Below are 16,493 nucleotides of genomic sequence, written 5' to 3'. Positions count from 1 at the left end.
ACTTCGTTAAATCAGTCCAGCGCACCGCACGCAGGGCCGGCAGCGACCCTGCATCGAAGTTTGAGGTACAGCGGCCTGATGCCGAACAAGGCTGTACCCGAGACTTCGATAAACCAGCCCAGCGCACAGCCCGCTGGGCCTCCAGCTCCCTGTATCGAAGTCTGAGGTACAGCGGCCGGCTACCGATCAGAGCTGTACCTGAGACTTCGATAAACCAGCCCAGCGCACCGCCCACTGGGCCTCCAGCGCAATGGATCGAAGTTTGAGGTACACCGGCCATGCTGCCGATCACGGCCGTACCTGAGACTTCGGTATATCAGTCCAACGCACCGCCCGCTGGGCCTCCAGTCCCCTGCATCGAAGTTTGAGGTACAGCGGCAGGCTACCGATCAGAGCTGTACCCGAGACTTCGATAATTCGGGGCAGCGCACCGCCGGCTGGGCCTTCAGCTCCCTGTATCGAAGTTTGAGGTACACCGTCCGGCTGCCGATCAGAGCTGTACCCGAGACTTCGATAATTCGGGCCAGCGCACCGCCGGCTGGGCCTTCAGCTCCCTGTATCGAAGTTTGAGGTACACCGTCCGGCTGCCGATCAGAGCTGTACCCGAGACTTCGATAATTCGGGCCAGCGCAACGCCCGCTGGGCCTTCAGCGCCCTGGATCGAAGTTTGAGGTACACCGTCCGGCTGCCGATCAGAGCTGTACCCGAGACTTCGATAATTCGGGCCAGCGCAACGCCCGCTGGGCCTTCAGCGCCCTGGATCGAAGTTTGAGGTACAGCGGCCGGCTACCGATCAGAGCTGTACCCGAGACTTCGATAATTCGCGCCAGCGCACCGCCCGCTGGGCCTTCAGCGCCCTGGATCGAAGTTTGAGGTACAGCGGCAGGCCACCGATCAGAGCTGTACCCGAGACTTCGATAATTCGGGGCAGCGCACCGCCGGCTGGGCCTTCAGCTCCCTGTATCGAAGTTTGAGGTACACCGTCCGACTGCCGATCACGGCTGTACCCGAGACTTCGATAAACCAGCCAAGCGCATCGCCCGCTGGGCCTCCAGCGCCCTGTATCGAAGTTGTAGGTACACCTCCCTTGTGCTCGCCGCGCCGTACCTGAGACTTCGATAAATCAGTCCAGCGCACCGCACGCATGGCCGGCAGCAACCCTGTATCGAAGTTTGAGGTACGCCGATCTGCTGCTGAGCGCGCCTAAACAATAAACCTTATTTAAATCAGCAAGCTACGAGGCGGCGGAGAAAAGTAGACACAGCTTTCACACAGGCTGCACACAGCTTATCAACAGAAATAAGTGGCTTTACACACAGAAAATCGAAGGCCTAGGTACAGGCTCGAAGAATGGGGTACGCCTGACGTAGGCCTGGGTACACAAATCGAAGGATAAGGTACAGCTTTCGAAGGCCTAGGTACGTGAAACGTCGATCTGGGTACAGGATATCGAACGCTCAGGTACAGGCATCATGAGCGCAACCCAGGCGGGCCGCAGCCTGCAAGCGGGTGATAAGACCCTCTAACCAGTGCACTAACCCGATCTATAACCTGCTTTTGATTCACCTGCTCTAGAACCAGAAAATAAAACCTGTTTGTAAAGCTCTTAACCCACGCGTCGCGAGAGGCGAAGCGTTGGATGGTGTGTATAACTGAGAAGCGTCAATCCTGACGGGCTATACAGCGCTGTTGTACCTCAAACTTCGATGCCTGTACCTGAGAGTTCGATGGTCGTACCTTGAACTTCGCAGATCCAGCCTATCTGGATGGATGCTGAGCCCCATTTAGAAGAATACGTTCCTAAACCTACATTGAACGTGGTGGTATGGACATATAACCTTCGTGGTCAGGAATTGACCAACCTTCTGAGACGAAATCATGACAGCCACCGCAGAGCTGAGCAAAGAAGGAGAAAGGAAGCTACGCACCACAAAAGAGCTGGAACAACTCCAGGTCCAGGGCGTTCTGCCCTACTTCAACCCGACCATCTATGAGATGGCTAACCCAATTGTGCGTTCCGCACTTTTCGGGCTCTCAAAAACCAAAGAGTACCACCAGGACTGGGTAACCACGTTCTCTGTTGGTGGAGGTTCCATTGAGCAACGGGGGCCGTCACTAAACACCGAGCACGAAGAGTTGTGGGCCAGGCTGCTGACCTACGCCAGAGGCACTTCGCTGACCAAAGGCATTCATGTCCGAATTATCGACCTGATCCGCGACCTGAACTACAGCACGGGCGGACCTAACTTCGCTCGCGTTTCAAGGATGCTCAGTGATCTTGAGGCCGCTACGGTACGTATCTCGAACAAACAGGCACTCAAGCGGCTTTATGAGTTGCTGACGGACAAGAACCTCAGCAAACGCGCTGATGGAAAGTTTCTTGTCGATCTTATCCGCAACCGCTATAGCGAGCACCTGAAGGCTATTCAGGCTGCGTTGGCAAGTGATAGCACTGAACCAGTCTTCATTACCCTGCGCTTCATCGAAAGGAAAACGACACACCCAGCCTCAGGGCGAGAAGTCATCAGTCTCGATCCAATGACTTGCCTGTTCTTCGATGGTGTCAATACGACTCTCATCCCGTACAAGGTGCGCGAGAAACTCAATCCGATATCTAGGCGGTTGCTGACGTTCATCGGGTCTCACCGCGCTGGTGTGTTCCGGATGCGCCTGCACTACTACTTCTTGCTGGTTGGCTACGGCAGCGACTACTCGAAGATGGAGCGGAAGTTCAAATCTGCGTTCATCAAGACCTGCACTGCCCTTGAAGAAAAGGGATACATCAAGCCAGGCTGGGGCGTCGAGCGCAATGAAGATCACGACTGGATGGTGTTCGGGCTCCAGATCGGTGATGCCGCCCGCGTGAAAGAGGCGATGGAAGAGTACCTTTCTGATGATCAAGGTGAGGAATCTGCCCCCTTTGATCTGTCAGGCGAGGAAATCACCGATGTCGTGTTGGAGAGCGGTGACCTCTTCGAAGCCGTTGTACCTGAATCTTCGATGTAGATCTCCAGGGAAATTAAGGCCGAAAGCTTGTGGCCGTCATCATGTTGATGTTGCTTCTGGATTCATAAATATCATTCCCCTGAACAACAACCTCGACTACCTAACCCTATCGTTACTCAGTTGTACCTGAGACTTCGATTTAGATAGCCATCGGTATCACTGCATCTCGGTCATCAAGCCTATAGCGACCAACTCTGCTGGGTTCTGGGAATTGCTAGACGGTTCGTCGCACCATCACAAAATAACTCCCCTACGGAAATTGATGGAGCCGGGATGGTGGCACGCGACGGTACCATCGATGATGGGCTTGATTTCTCGCGGGCAATGATTGGCTGTCCCGAGTTCGCTGCTATAGGAAACCCAAAGTGAGCAAGTTGTTTGCGGACACCCAGGATCTCGCAGATGCGCTAGTGGCGCATGGTGTCACCGTAGTCGAAATTCAACCGCACAATCCGGAAGACCCTGAGCAACCTGATCTCATTTGGCTGAAGCGCTATACGGATGGTGGCATGTGCGAAGGGGAATATCTCTTCGTCGGTGAGTCTCGTTATAAGGACTCAGACAGGGTAGATCTTTGGGTGAGACACAAAAGTGCAGACGTTTGCGGTGGCCATCCTACTTATTGGGCAAATCTCATTCCGGCTGGTAATGCCGAAGCCATCCAGACGCTCATCAATGAGCACTGGCCGAAGGGCAATTAGTTCAAGGAGAGGCATGCATGAATAGCAACTCAGATAAGGAAATATCATTCCAGCCGCGAGTTGCGGACTGGCTAAATGACTGCTTTGGTCAGGAGATTGCCGCGGATGTAATTGAGCGCAATCATCGGTTCCTGGAAGAAGCCCTTGAGCTTGTGCAGGCTTGCAACTGTTCGGCAGATGAGGCGCACAAGTTAGTAGACTATGTTTTTGGTCGCGATGTCGGGGATAAGCCTCAGGAAGTCGGTGGTGTTCTCGTGACTCTGGCTGCTCTTTGTGCTGCTCAAGGCGTGGATATGCACCAGGCAGGTGAGGTTGAGCTGGCGCGAATATCGCAGCCTGAAACGGTCGTGCGTATTCGTGAAAAACAAAAACGTAAACCGGCCATGTCGCCCTTGCCTGGCAGTTACCCTGACCGCGAGAGTATGAGCCAGCCCTCTACGCTGCGATATGTCGTGGCCAAGACCATCGGTGGCTATACCCGTGGGAGCAAGGACGAGATCGAAGTCATAGGCGTTTACGATGACGAAGAGGTCGCAGCCAAGGTTCGCCTCATCTCTTCCGCCCAGATTTTCGAGGTGGAGATGAACACTCTCGCAGCTGGATTGCTTGCTAATGCTGGCCAGTTGTTTGGAAGCGACAGCATCGGTTTCCAGCTGATGGCGTCAAAGCTGACGGCCAAGTAATGGGCTGAGTCGCAAGCTGGTCAAGGGCATTGGCTCGAACACCGCGGCAGTCAAGAGTTAGGGATAACGTCACGCCATGAACAAAGCACGTCGCAAGCAGCTGGCTGAGATTGCCGAGCTCCTGCAAGAACTTCGTGACCGCATCGAGCAGTTGCAGGATGAAGAGCAGGAAAGCTTCGACAACCTCCCTGAAGGTCTGCAACAAGGCGAGCGCGGCCAGGCAATGGAGCAAGCCGCCGAGCAGATGGGCACAGCCCTAGACTCGATAGACGAAGCAGTGCAGGCTCTGGAAGAAGCCCAGGCATGACCTGACACCGCTTCAAGGTGATAGACAGGAAGCCGATCCTCATGAGCGTAAAGAGCTTGAAACAAGTCGCTCCCTGCCCGCGCTGCCGGGGCATGGGTGGCTGGTACGAAAAGCGTGTGTGCAAGTACACGCAGATTTTCGAGGCTGACGGCAAACCTTTCGATGCTGGGGATATGACCCGTGTGCGCGGAGGCGATCGCCGCTACTGCAACGAATGCAATCGTGACATAACCGAACAGGTTCAGATGGTCGAGTAAAATGCCAGTGCCGCCGAAACGTATGGCGGTCAGATCGACTTCATAGGAAATACAGCGTGAATATCGTCTCTGGTTTTGCCTTTCTATTGTTCCTGTTGGGCCTCGCACTCGCAGTCGTGTATCTGGTTGATGAGCACATGGGCGCTTTGTGGTCGGCCTACTGGGGTGCGATCGGGCTATTTAGCGGCTATGCACTCTTTCTCGCAGGATGGCTAATCACAAAGCACATACGGTTGCGATTACGGAGGAACCTAAGTGCCTAGCCGATTGAACCAGTCCGCCAGTGGCAATACTGGCATCTGTAGTAACTGATACAGGAAATCCTCGTGGACGAAAACATTGCCCAGGCAATTAGCGTTTTGCCATTCTGGCTAGCAGTAGCAATCATTGTGCTTGGTTTGATGCCCACAGTGGCGATTGCTGCCCGCGCCCCACAGGTCAAACCAAAGCTGATGTTGCGGATTGGGGCGGGCTTGGGTTTTCTGGCTTCGGCATACGCTTCGCTCAATGCAGCTTCGCCATTACTGATCGGATAGATAAAGAAATGACAGGTACCGGCGGTACGTTCTACTTCGTGATCCATCCACGAGGTGATCGCTCAGAAGTACAAGTGATCGACCTGGCGAGTTGCGCTAGAACCGAACGCATTGAGTGGCTTGCGGTAAATGATCAGGACTTCTACGAGCGCGATTTAGCAATCGCTCATGCTCGTGGTTTAGCTCAGAAGTTTGGGCTCCGTTATGTGCCGTTTGAGTCTCGTTACGACACGGAACTGAACGAGTCTCACAGCCTTACCCTGGATTAACGACAGTAGTAAATCCCGCGATTATCCCGGCATACATCGCCGTTTGACTTGGGTCTGCCTAAAAGCGCAGTGAGAGCTGCACCGCTTCGGCGACACTGAAGTCATCGAGCCCAACCAATTCAGCAACGATCTTTTTTCCGTCATCCAATCGGCGGGATCAAGTAATAGGGACGCACTGCATGACCGAGCTTGAACAAACCATCATTGAGAGCGCTCAGAAGGAACTGGTTGCAGTCCTAGCCTTCTACAAGGAAAAAGCCAGTGGTATTGCGGCCCAAGATTTTGATGAGGCATGGCAATCCTACCTGGGGCACTTCCATGGCATGAATGCTCTGGTTGCCATTGCGCATCAAGCCCATAGCGGTCTTAGCCCGGAAGCTCGGACAGTGCTTCTCAAGATTGAGGAAGAACACGGCACCGCATATCGCGCATTAGCAAACTGATATAGGTGACCACCGATGGCTGCCGATATGCGCGGATCAGAGATGAACGGGTTTTCCGAACAACCAACCCTGAAATAGATCAAACCCGAGTTGGCGAGCCATCGTGAGGTTCTCAGCGCTCTCGATACCCTCGATCACGACGAGCTTGTTCGACGATTTACAGCTGGCTACCAGGTTGGAAACCTTCTGCCGGGTCTGCTCGCACATCAGGAGGCGTTCGAGTGTGGTGCAACTGAACTTGCAGCCCCGGACGTAGCTCGCCTCAAGCATTTCATCCTGGTTGAAGCCATCGCCGAGATCATCGATCACGATCTCTACGCCGGCGTCACACAGCCGGTGGAGTGATGCATCGAGGTCACCCGAATCGACCTCACCAGATTCTGTGACTTCCAGCGTGATTCGCCCGTAGTACGGGCCCATGCTGACCACTCGGAGGACATCATCAACGTAGTCGCTGTTACACAGGGACACGCGAGAGGCATTGAGCCAGACCTTGCTGCCGGGCGAAGAGGCCAAGAACAGGTTGGCCTGCTCAAGCACCCAGCGATCAATTGTTGTGATGCTCCCCAGGCCTAGTTCTCCGACCCGGTAGCTGAGGATTGTAGTGTCTCCGTCGCTGTCGAGACCTATATCTGCCGCGCCATCGTACAGCGCGTAGTTGCCGCGCAACTCGCCGAGGGCGTCACCTACCGTACGCGCGTTGCGAATCAGATAGAGCAGCTCGCCAAATACATCGAGCCCCTGAAAGCCCCCGAACTGCAGGCCGAATAAAGGGTTGCCTGAATGGCGTTGACAGATATCCAGGAGCGCGCAGTAGCGACGGAAGGCAAAGATGCCTTCGGGGTGCTGCAGGCTGTCTTGGGGCAGTTCTGCAAGTCGCAGCATCTGCACTGGATTGAGCCCCTGCATTATGGCGAACTCGGCAAAGCCAATAAGTCCTAGCGCGCGGACGAAGGGATTAACGGACATGGTTATACGCCCCTTAGGTGGACGAGTCGGCGGCTGGCACGGATAGCAATGAGCGCTGCCACTGTTGTGGGCTGATGCCGTTCCAGCGCCTGAAGGCGCGTGAGAAGGTGCTGAGATCTGCATAGCCCAGAAGCGCGGCCAACTGAGTCAGGTTCAGCGATGAGTCACGCAGGTAGCGCGTCGCCAGGGCCTGTCGCGTGTCGTCCAGCAAGGCCTGAAAGCTCGTGTCCTCTGTCTGCAGATAGCGCTGCAGGGTGCGTGGGCTGACCTGCAGATGCTCGGCGACCCGCTCGATGGTGACCTGGCCAGCGGGCAGCCAAGTGCGAAGAAGCTTCTGCACGTAATCGGGCAATTCCCGCAGGGTAATTCGTGCCAGTACATCGAGATGCTCCCTGGCCAGCTGGCAGAGCCGCTCGTCTGCAGTGCTAAGCGAAATATCCAGCAGCGCCTCGTCGAACACCCAGGCATTGTCCGGGCTGTCGAAGCGGGGCGTAATGCCCAGCAGGTGGCGGTATGCGCTTAGCTCGGCGCCGGGGGCGTGTCTAAGCAGCAGGCCTCGCGGCTTCCAGGCGTGCTGTAGCAGGCTGCGCAGCAAATGGGCACTTATCCCTATGGCCAGCTCTACGGTCTGGCGGACTGAATAGGCACCGCCATCCGTCACTTCATACACCAGCCGAGCGTACCTGCCGTGGCGCTCGAGGCGCAGCTCGGCGCCGTTGCTGTGAACGTGAAAGTAGCGCTGTAGCGCCTGCAGTGCTTCGCCCACCGAACCGGCATTCTGAATCGGGTACAGCAGATTGCCCAGTGCCTGAGCCCCCTGCCGTAAACCAAATTGCAGGCCGAACAGTGGGGCTGCGGATTTCGGAGCACCGTGACCGGCCGTTTCGGTTGATCGTGACCGGTCATTTCGCTAACGCGTGACCGCTCATTTCGGTAGCAACGTGACCGATTTTCCGCCTGTTCCGAAACAGGTGGTCACGGCTTACCGAAATCGCCGGTCACGACTTAGCGAAAGCCTTCCCCTTCGTTGCGCATGACCTGATGCGCCGCCATCCTCGACCGATTTCGGGAGAGGAAGATGGCGGCGCCGCGAGTAGCCATGCGAAACATCAAAGAATGTCTGCGCCTCAAGTTTGAGGCCGGCTTGTCCCACGAGAAGATTGCCCGTGCCTTGCAGCTGTCCAAGGGCGTGGTTAGCAAGTACATCGCGGCGGCGCGGGTGGCCGGGCTGGACTGGCCGGCGCTGGTGGCCATGGACGAGGCCGCGCTGGCGGCCGCCTTGTTTGCACCGACGTCGACGAACAAGCCGCGCGGTGAGCGAGTGCTGCCCGATGTGCTGAGCATCCACCGCGAGTTGCGACGCAAGGGCGTGACCTTGCAGCTGCTGTGGGAGGAATATCTCGCCGCGCATGCGGGCCAGCCGACCTACCGCTACACCCAGTTCGTCGAGCACTACCGGCGCTACGCCCAGACGCTCAAACGTTCGATGCGTCAGCTGCACCGTGCGGGCGAGAAGCTATTCATCGACTATGCCGGGCCGACGCTGCCGGTGGTCGACCCGGCCACCGGCGAAGTGCGCCGGGCGCACATCTTCGTCGCCGCCCTGGGCGCCTCGAATTACACCTATGCCTGCGCGACGCCAGGCGAAACCCAGGTGGACTGGCTGACCTCGCTGGGCCAGGCTCTGACCTACTTTGGCGGCGTGCCGGAAATGGTTGTGCCGGACAATCCGCGCGCCCTGGTCGCCCAGCCGGATCGCTACGAGCCGGGCCTGAACCGGGCCACGCTGGAGTGCGCGCGTCATTACCAGACGGTGATCCTGCCGGCACGGCCACGCAAGCCTCAGGACAAGGCCAAGGCCGAGGTGGCGGTGCAGGTGGTCGAGCGCTGGATCATGGCGCGGCTGCGCCATCGGCAGTTCTTCAGCCTGCATGCGCTTAACCAGGCCATCGCCGAGCTGCTGGAGGATCTGAATCGGCGCCCGTTCAAGCGGCTCGATGGCTGCCGGCGCGACTGGTTCGAGCGCCTGGATCGCCCGGCCTTGCGAGCGCTGCCGGTGCATCCCTACGAGGTCGCCACCTTCAAGCGCTGCAAGGTCAGCATCGACTACCACATCGAGGTCAATGGCAGCTTCTACAGCGTGCCCTCCGCCCTGGCCCGGCAGAACGTGGACGTGCGACTGACGGCACACACCCTGGAAGTGCTGCATGGCAACCGGCGGGTGGCCAGCCACCTGCTGCTGGGGCGACGCGGCGCTTACAGTACCCAGCGCGAGCACATGCCCGCGGCGCACCAGGCGCATCGCGAATGGACGCCACAACGCCTGCTCGACTGGGGCGCGCGGATCGGCCCCTACACGCGCCAACTGATCGATCACCAACTGACCCACAAGCCGCACCCGGAGATGGGCTACCGCGCCTGCCTCGGCCTGCTCTCGCTGGCCCGGCGCTATGGCAATGCACGCCTGGAAGCCGCTGCCGAACGTGCCGTACACCTGCGCGCCTTCACCGGGCGCAGCGTGCGCAACCTGCTCCAGCAAGGCCTGGATCAACAGCCGCTGCCCCAGCGTGCCGCCGAAACGACCTTACCCGGCGACCACGAGAACGTCCGTGGCGCCGACTACTACCAACCCCCGCAACAGGAGCTGTTCGATGATGCCGCAACACACCCTGAATCAACTGCACCAGCTACGCCTGGACGGCATGGCCCGCGCCCTGGAAGAGCAATGGACGCTGCCGGCCAGCCACAGCCTGAGCTTCGATGAACGCCTCGGCCTACTGCTCGACCGCGAACTGGCCTGGCGTGACAACCAGCGCCTGGTACGGCTGCGCAAGAAGGCCAAGCTCAAGTACGCCAACGCCTGCCTGGAAGATCTCGACCGCCGCACCGGACGCGCCCTGGACGAGCGTCTGATCGCCACCCTGGCCAGTGGCGACTGGATCCGCCAGCAGCACAACCTGCTGCTGACCGGCCCGACCGGTGCCGGCAAAACCTGGCTGGCCTGCGCCCTGGGCAACCAGGCCTGCCGCCAGGGCTATAGCACCCTGTACCTGCGCACCCCGCGCCTGCTGGAACAACTGCGCATCGCTCATGGCGACGGCAGCTTCGGCCGTACCCTGCAACAGCTGGCAAAGGTCGACGTCCTGGTGCTGGACGACTGGGCGCTAGCCCCGCTGGAGGAAGGAGCCCGGCATGACCTGCTGGAGGTGATCGACGACCGCGCTGGCAGCCGCTCCACCATCCTGACGAGCCAACTGCCCATCGAGCACTGGCACGGCTGGATCAACGACCCGACCCTGGCCGATGCCATCCTCGACCGCCTGGTGCACAACGCCTACCGACTGACGATGAAAGGCGAGTCGCTGCGCCGAAAAAAAGCCGAGGAACAAGCCGCATCGTGACCGATGCGATTACAATCCAGAACCCGCGCAACCGGGGTGGAAGCACCGGTCACGTATTAGCGAAACGCTCGGTCACGTTCACCGAAATCCGCACTTGAGCATGGTGGGGCCCTGTGATGAGTTCTAGCTAGAACGCCGAAGGTGTTTTTCCTGAAGTTCCCGGTACTGCATTGCTTCGAAACAGAGCGTTGCTGCTGGATTAAGGAGCAGCCTATCTACCCCGATTTCCAAACCGGTTGACTCGCAGTAGCCGTAGTCACCTGCACTTAGCCGCTTGATGGCAGCCGTAACAGCTGCGAGGTCCGCACGAAGGCGGTCCAACAGCCGAATACCTACAGAGTGCTCGTACTCAAGGGCTGCCTTGTCCAGGTCATCGCTAACGCGCTCCTGCACCTGCATTCCCTTAACGTGGTCTGATATCCGCTGCGATAGATCCGCATGCTTCTCCAGGAGCAGCTTCCGGAAGAACTCCGTTTGCTCGGCCCCCATGTATTCGCCCTGGGGGAGGGGATTAGCCGGCTTTTCTACGTGCATCTACAAACCCTGCGCATTCGTTGAGTCGGCTAGCGAGATTAACGACAGAATCAGACCCTTCAAGCCAAAACGGGGTCGCGAAACACGTGTTCACTCAATGAGCCGAAAAGGCGCGAGATAGTGCGGGGGGGGGGTAGGAGGGGTTGGCAGACAACGGGGATGCCCAGAGGGGTATCCGCGGGGCGTGGTGATTCCAAGGCCGTGCCAGGCAGCCCTAATCAAGAGGCCTGTCCTTGTATAGGGACTGCATCAACTTGAACACCCTGCCGGCCCAACCTGACACACTGTGCCGGAAAGGCCTGAAAACCCTGCTGCACAAACTGACAGGTAGAAACCCTAAAGTGAGCGCTGCGAGGTGCAAGGCAATCGGCTAAATCGTGTCTGAAAAAAGCCCAGCGCGTGGCTGGGCTTAGGAGATATTGGGTTGAGCCAAAATAATTGGCCCGATTTTAATTACTACGGCTTTTATCAGCCAGCGCTACCTAGCTTGATCAGCGCTATGAATTTTTTGGCTTTTACACTCAGGTATTATTTTCAGCAATGACGAATAACCTTTTACTTGAGCAATATCCCGTGGTGATTTTCTGTCCTCCATCACCGGACATGTGTTAGCACCAGCTGACACCAAGTAAGAAACCGTATCGTAACTATTATTAAAGGCCGCCCAATACAAAGGGGTATTTCCACCACCCTCAGGCTTATTTATGCTAGCGCCATTACTCACTAGCATTTTAACAATCTCTGTTTTACCCATCATGCTTGCATATGTAAGCGGAGTCCATCCATCAGCCAAATATTCATCAGGGGACTTATTTGAATGCAGCCAAGCAGAAACATTGGCAACATTATTTGCCGATATATCATCCATTAAAGACTGTTCACCATTACACCCGACCATCATGCAGGCAGCGAGTAAAATAGTTAATATTTTCATTTATTACTTGCCTCGAATTGAGATAGCTCAGCCGGTATATCTGTTGAGTTTAGCGGGATAATGTAGTTTTTTCCGCCCTGAGCTTTGGCAGCATCAGCACCTAGCACTATTACGTTCCAAGGGCTAATGGTTGATTCGTCAGAGAGACCTGCCGCAACTAAGGTTTCGCTTACGCGACTTGCACAGTTTTCACTTGCAATTATTCCACTTGCCGCATCAGGCAGCCTGCTGCTTTTATATTGCTTTAAGTGTGCGATAGCTGCTGCATCCTGCGCAGCAGTTGTCTTTATCACAGTAACGACTGTGTTGCGACGCGGAGCCTCTCTTAACAGATAAGACCTAGTACTACTGCCAAGCGCAGTACCATTACCAAAACTGTAAACTCCTGCTCCAGTTACAGCTATGGCCGTATGACCAATCGGATTATCTTGTGTAGGCCCGTTATTTATCACGGCTATATCTAGGCCAAACGGATCAAAAAAACTGAGCGGATTACCGCCTACATAGCCGTAGGTATTCAGCCCTCCGTTGAGCCCAATCGGATCACTTTCGACGTACCGCCCGGTGTTGGGGTCGTAATCCCGGAAGTAGTTGTAGTAGAGGCGGCTGTGCTCATCGTAAAGCTGGCCGGGGAAGCGAAGTGCTATGTCAACCGCCACCCCATCACCATCTACGTCCTGGTTGGGCATCCCAACACCAAATGCATCGCTATCCCAGCGCCATTGAGGCACCTGGGCGTCATTCGTAGCAAGGCGTGGGGTGTTCAGGTGATCGCTGTGCAGGTAGAGCTTCTTCAGGCTCGAAATCGACACACCATCGGATGAGTACGCAATGTCCAGGGCTGCCAGCGGCATCCGACCCAGCCACACGATGTACTGGGATTTGACCTTGTTGCCGGCCGCCCCGTACTGGGAATACCCGAGCAGCTCACCTGCCTGCCCGTAGAGATAGGTCCACGTTGTGACAACCGAGCCACCGGCGTAGGCCTGCTTCACGGTGCGCTGGCCAAGTGAGTTGTACCGGTAATCTGCAATCAGTTCGGACCCATCAAAAACCTGCTTCAGACGCCCTTGTGCGTCGTAGGTGTAACGGATGCCATCCCGCTGCCTCAAAGTGTTGCCAGCGGCATCTCTTTCCACCGTCACGCCATTCAACTTTGAAACCCGATTGCTGTTCGATGCTATCTCCAGGGCCTGGAACTCATCATCCCTAGGTGGTTCGATGCTGAATGTGGTCGTCCTGGCCAGGCGGTTACCGTTCCCGTCGTAGCTGTAGGCCTTACGAACATCTCTATCCGCTTCCACGATCAGTCGGTCCAGAGGGTCGTACTGATACTCTGAGGACTCGCTGGGGCCCTTGCCGATGAACGACAAATTCCCATTCGGATCGTAGCCGTAGGTAGTAAAGGTCTCACCTGTCTGCTGAAAGGTCAGCCGGTAGTCTTGGTCATACGTCCGGCTTAGGTGTAGGCCATTACCCCATGCCAAGCTTCTCACCGGCCCAAAGGGGAGATACTGAATGTCTGTAGCAAGCGGAACAGGGGCTCCTGAACCAACGGAAAGGTCAACACCTGTGACACGACCAGCATTGCGCCTGTAGTGCACGCTAAAGCCTGCCGGGTAATCGATTCTGGTGATTTGGTTCGAGCCGTCGTAGCCGTAGCCGACAGCCTCATCAATCGTGCGCGCCAGGACAGGAACGGAACGAATCTGCTCAGTCAGGTTCCCGCGCGGATCATACTGATAGCCGATTAGGCCGCCAGAATCCTGAATTGCTGTCAGGCGACCAACCCCACGATTTCCGTCATGAGTCATGTCATAGGACATCTGAACAGACAGGGTAGGGGTGGCGGGGTAGGAGACTGACTTAAGTCGGTTCAAAGCATCGTAGGTGAAAAGTGATACTACTCCGCGAGCATCAGTTTTCCGAACGACGTTCCCTGCATCATCATGCTCAAAGGTAGTTGTGCCACTATCCGGGCTGATCAGGCTGACCAGATTCCCAAGCCCGTCGTAGTTGTATTGAGTGGTTACACCGCGTGCGTCAGTAACCTTGTTGATCTGATTGTTTGCGTTATACGAGTAGGCAACATTGCCACCCATGGGATCAGTGGTATTGACCAGTCTATTGAGACCGTCAAATGCATTCAGCGAGACAGCCAGATTTGGATTAAGGACCGAAGTCAGGTTGCCGCTCCCATCATACTCGAAATGGTGCGTCTGGCCTGACCCACCTGTGCTCCTAAGCACCTCACCTAGTTCACTCAGGAACTTGCTCTGTGTATAAAGCAGGTTGCTACTGTTGTCGTAAATCTTAGTTTCTGTCCGATTTCCTGCTGGATCTACAGAATACTCAATACGACCACCATCAGACCTTTCAACCGTTGTTAGATAGCCATTTTGGTTGTAGCTGTAACTCAGCCACGCGCCGTCAGGTTGAACAAACTTCGTCACCCGGCCAGCCGCATCGTACTCATAGCCTGTGTCGAATCCATCGGACTCCAATCGCTCAACCAGGCCCTGAGGTGAATATGTCACTCTCGTTACGACCCCATTTGAGTCTGTGATCTGACCTGGATTCCCCTGGACGTTATGGTCTGAAAAGTATGTCTTCTGCCCGAGCGCATTGGTTATGGTCGAGAGGTTACCAACCTCATCATATGCGTACGAGAGGGTGTCATTGACATCTGTGCGAGGCCCATCGACCGAGATGAGGCGCGATGATGAGTCATACGCATAAGTTGTAGTCCTCTGCCTACCAGAAGCGGAGAGGGCGTCCACTGCTGTGCGACGTATGAGATTGCCATTTTGGTCATAGGCGAATTCGAAACGTGTCGCTGGCGTCTTGATCACCGAGGGCCTTCCAGGTGAGTGCCAAGTCGTTTCTACTTTGAACTGCTCAGGAAGGCCGTATGCGGATGTCTTTGAAACTTCCTCTCCCGCGCTACCTCTTTCGTATTTTGTCACCACGCCAAGGTTGTCAGATTTAGATACGAGATGACCTTTTTCATCGTACTCAAACGAACTATTTACATTGGGGCATCGACCAAACCTTTCACCTTCAATGCTGGCGACTCGTCTAACTCCGGCAACAGATACAAAGTTATAGGTATCCATCGCTCCTAGCGGACCAGTCACTACCGTCCGCTGAACATCATAGTTAGAGGTGAACAGTGAAGTCCCATCAGGCCCCTGGCTTGAAACTACACGCCCGCTACCATCGTATGCCCATGACATTACCCTGGCACCACTCGTATCCGTTATGCCAGTCAGATGCATCGGGAAGTTTGAGTCTTCGTAGTGGTACTCTTTGGTCTTAGGGCTCTGCGACGTGGTATCGACAGCCTTGATAAGGCGACCTTGATCGTCGTACTCATACGCGATATTGATCGGGCCAGCGCTCAGGCTTATAGGAGACCCGTCAGCCTTCTCTGTCACGGTAAGTGCTCGACCGCCGTTATTCTGAACTGTAATCGCATTTCCAGATCTGGAAATTACATCAGTTCCATATTTTGAAGCCTTACTGACAAGCAAACCATTACTGCCAAACCTGTAGGTCACATTCCTTTTTGACCGATACTTCCACCCTGCATCGTCTTTTTCCAACTCACCAAGTTGTGCGCCAGGGCTTGAGATCATGGTTCCATTTATTTCAAACCTTTCCTCTACACCGTCTTCAAGCTGAACTAGGACGCTTTGCTCGGCTTGTATTACCCTCGCGGAGTAGGAATGTCTCCACCTACCATCGCCACTGTTGTAGAAGCGTGCAAATGTCAAAGGTTGAATTCCAGCAGTTGTGAAATCAACTTCGCTGTGAAACTTATTACCAGTTGCAACATTTATAGGATTGCCTGGGAATGGGCTCAGGCCAGGTTCAACCTCGCATGTTGAACCAGGGTCACCTTTCTGAACCGCCAGATCGCCGATGCGACACATTGGCTCATCGCCTGTTTCAACAACCTCGTATCCGGCAGGGCACCCCTTTACTTCAGAAATCCACTTCTCAAACTGCGTGAAAGGTTCTGAATCTTCAAGGTTGTAGCCGCTATATAAAAAACCGGATGCCATACATCCGGCCCCAAGTTCTGGATCAACATATGCCGTCGCTTCTGTGTACTTCTTGAAGCGAACAAAATCATTGTCGTTTGCATACGGCAGCGCTAACTGACATGCCTGCCCAGCATCAGAAGCCTCTCCGGAGAAAATGCCTGTGTATTTCAGCGTGATCTGTGGGAGAAGGTCAGTATCTGCATGCGCAAGGCTGGCGCATGAAATCAAGCTTGCTCCAATCAAGCTCAGGGCAGGGCGCTGCAAGCACATGGACCTAGTGCTTGGCTTACCGTGTGCGGCATACGCTGTACCGGATGCCTGAGATTCAACCTGAGGGGAGGGTAGAGCCGGCTTGCTCAAAGGCATGAGTGCTTCCTGCATCAATAAAGTCGGCGAGAGATTAC

15 protein-coding genes are annotated in these 16,493 nt (G+C 55.8%); 10 read left to right on the top strand and 5 right to left on the bottom strand.

Annotation, left to right across the window (positions count from 1 at the left end):
• The first annotated feature begins 1,878 nt into the window (after positions 1–1,878).
• The 8 genes from trfA to BLV47_RS33415 all read left to right on the top strand — a co-directional run bounded on the left by trfA (position 1,879) and on the right by BLV47_RS33415 (position 6,202).
• On the top strand, positions 1,879–3,006 hold the full coding sequence (trfA, locus tag BLV47_RS33445) for a plasmid replication initiator TrfA (protein ID WP_092320747.1): 1,128 nt from the start codon (positions 1,879–1,881) through the stop codon (positions 3,004–3,006).
• A gap of 365 nt (positions 3,007–3,371) precedes the next feature.
• Positions 3,372–3,707, top strand: a complete 336-nt coding sequence (locus BLV47_RS33440) for a hypothetical protein (protein ID WP_092320746.1) — start codon at positions 3,372–3,374, stop codon at positions 3,705–3,707.
• A 17-nt stretch (positions 3,708–3,724) separates the two neighbouring features.
• Positions 3,725–4,390 (top strand): hypothetical protein, encoded by a 666-nt coding sequence (locus tag BLV47_RS36435; protein WP_208605344.1) that lies wholly within the window; start codon positions 3,725–3,727, stop codon positions 4,388–4,390.
• A gap of 76 nt (positions 4,391–4,466) precedes the next feature.
• On the top strand, positions 4,467–4,697 hold the full coding sequence (locus tag BLV47_RS33430; protein WP_092320745.1) for a hypothetical protein: 231 nt from the start codon (positions 4,467–4,469) through the stop codon (positions 4,695–4,697).
• Positions 4,698–4,738: 41 nt separating this feature from the next.
• A complete protein-coding gene (locus BLV47_RS35965; RefSeq protein WP_143038355.1) occupies positions 4,739–4,954 on the top strand; it encodes a hypothetical protein in 216 nt (71 codons plus the stop codon).
• A gap of 326 nt (positions 4,955–5,280) precedes the next feature.
• Positions 5,281–5,490 (top strand): hypothetical protein, encoded by a 210-nt coding sequence (locus BLV47_RS35960; RefSeq protein WP_143038354.1) that lies wholly within the window; start codon positions 5,281–5,283, stop codon positions 5,488–5,490.
• Between the two features lie 8 nt (positions 5,491–5,498).
• On the top strand, positions 5,499–5,759 hold the full coding sequence (locus BLV47_RS33420) for a hypothetical protein (RefSeq protein WP_092320743.1): 261 nt from the start codon (positions 5,499–5,501) through the stop codon (positions 5,757–5,759).
• A gap of 179 nt (positions 5,760–5,938) precedes the next feature.
• Entirely contained in the window at positions 5,939–6,202 is a 264-nt protein-coding gene (locus BLV47_RS33415) for a hypothetical protein (RefSeq protein WP_092320742.1), read from the top strand.
• Between the two features lie 36 nt (positions 6,203–6,238).
• Here BLV47_RS33415 and BLV47_RS36325 read toward each other — a convergent pair whose 3' ends face one another.
• Together BLV47_RS36325 and BLV47_RS33405 are read right to left on the bottom strand one after the other, a co-directional pair.
• A complete protein-coding gene (locus BLV47_RS36325) occupies positions 6,239–7,171 on the bottom strand; it encodes an EAL domain-containing protein (RefSeq protein WP_167365742.1) in 933 nt (310 codons plus the stop codon).
• Between the two features lie 13 nt (positions 7,172–7,184).
• Positions 7,185–8,018, bottom strand: coding sequence for an AraC family transcriptional regulator (locus BLV47_RS33405; RefSeq protein WP_092320741.1), 834 nt, complete (start codon positions 8,016–8,018; stop codon positions 7,185–7,187).
• Between the two features lie 231 nt (positions 8,019–8,249).
• On the opposite strand from BLV47_RS33405, the gene istA reads away from it, so the two are divergent.
• Both istA and istB read left to right on the top strand, forming a co-directional pair.
• Complete coding sequence (gene istA, locus BLV47_RS33400; protein WP_062838241.1) at positions 8,250–9,935, top strand: IS21 family transposase; 1,686 nt, start codon at positions 8,250–8,252, stop codon at positions 9,933–9,935.
• Positions 9,823–10,572, top strand: a complete 750-nt coding sequence (gene istB, locus BLV47_RS33395) for an IS21-like element IS1474 family helper ATPase IstB (RefSeq protein WP_062838242.1) — start codon at positions 9,823–9,825, stop codon at positions 10,570–10,572. The genes istA and istB overlap by 113 nt, the downstream gene beginning before the upstream one ends.
• Before the next feature lie 123 nt (positions 10,573–10,695).
• Here the strand turns inward: istB and BLV47_RS33390 are convergent, their stop codons facing one another.
• The 3 genes from BLV47_RS33390 to BLV47_RS33380 all read right to left on the bottom strand — a co-directional run bounded on the left by BLV47_RS33390 (position 10,696) and on the right by BLV47_RS33380 (position 16,317).
• Entirely contained in the window at positions 10,696–11,106 is a 411-nt protein-coding gene (locus tag BLV47_RS33390) for a TraR/DksA family transcriptional regulator (RefSeq protein WP_092320740.1), read from the bottom strand.
• Between the two features lie 478 nt (positions 11,107–11,584).
• Complete coding sequence (locus BLV47_RS33385; protein WP_092320739.1) at positions 11,585–12,040, bottom strand: ankyrin repeat domain-containing protein; 456 nt, start codon at positions 12,038–12,040, stop codon at positions 11,585–11,587.
• Positions 12,037–16,317 (bottom strand): RHS repeat-associated core domain-containing protein, encoded by a 4,281-nt coding sequence (locus tag BLV47_RS33380; RefSeq protein ID WP_167365741.1) that lies wholly within the window; start codon positions 16,315–16,317, stop codon positions 12,037–12,039. Before BLV47_RS33380 ends, BLV47_RS33385 begins: the two co-directional genes overlap by 4 nt.
• Positions 16,318–16,493: the final 176 nt, after the last annotated feature.

Source organism: Pseudomonas saponiphila (genome assembly GCF_900105185.1).
GTDB classification, from domain to species: Bacteria; Pseudomonadota; Gammaproteobacteria; order Pseudomonadales; family Pseudomonadaceae; genus Aquipseudomonas; species Aquipseudomonas saponiphila.
The sequence above is the reverse complement of the archived record's forward strand: the minus strand, read 5'-3'. Positions and strand labels throughout refer to the sequence as shown.

What these genes read in the sequence shown, in the direction of transcription:
- trfA (WP_092320747.1), top strand. Translation starts at nt 1,879, where the DNA reads ATGACAGCCACCGCAGAGCTGAGCAAAGAAGGAGAAAGGAAGCTACGC.
- BLV47_RS36435 (WP_208605344.1), top strand. Translation starts at nt 3,725, where the DNA reads ATGAATAGCAACTCAGATAAGGAAATATCATTCCAGCCGCGAGTTGCG.
- BLV47_RS33430 (WP_092320745.1), top strand. Translation starts at nt 4,467, where the DNA reads ATGAACAAAGCACGTCGCAAGCAGCTGGCTGAGATTGCCGAGCTCCTG.
- BLV47_RS35965 (WP_143038355.1), top strand. Translation starts at nt 4,739, where the DNA reads ATGAGCGTAAAGAGCTTGAAACAAGTCGCTCCCTGCCCGCGCTGCCGG.
- BLV47_RS33420 (WP_092320743.1), top strand. Translation starts at nt 5,499, where the DNA reads ATGACAGGTACCGGCGGTACGTTCTACTTCGTGATCCATCCACGAGGT.
- BLV47_RS33415 (WP_092320742.1), top strand. Translation starts at nt 5,939, where the DNA reads ATGACCGAGCTTGAACAAACCATCATTGAGAGCGCTCAGAAGGAACTG.
- BLV47_RS36325 (WP_167365742.1), bottom strand. Translation starts at nt 7,171, where the DNA reads ATGTCCGTTAATCCCTTCGTCCGCGCGCTAGGACTTATTGGCTTTGCC.
- istA (WP_062838241.1), top strand. Translation starts at nt 8,250, where the DNA reads ATGGCGGCGCCGCGAGTAGCCATGCGAAACATCAAAGAATGTCTGCGC.
- istB (WP_062838242.1), top strand. Translation starts at nt 9,823, where the DNA reads ATGATGCCGCAACACACCCTGAATCAACTGCACCAGCTACGCCTGGAC.
- BLV47_RS33390 (WP_092320740.1), bottom strand. Translation starts at nt 11,106, where the DNA reads ATGCACGTAGAAAAGCCGGCTAATCCCCTCCCCCAGGGCGAATACATG.
- BLV47_RS33385 (WP_092320739.1), bottom strand. Translation starts at nt 12,040, where the DNA reads ATGAAAATATTAACTATTTTACTCGCTGCCTGCATGATGGTCGGGTGT.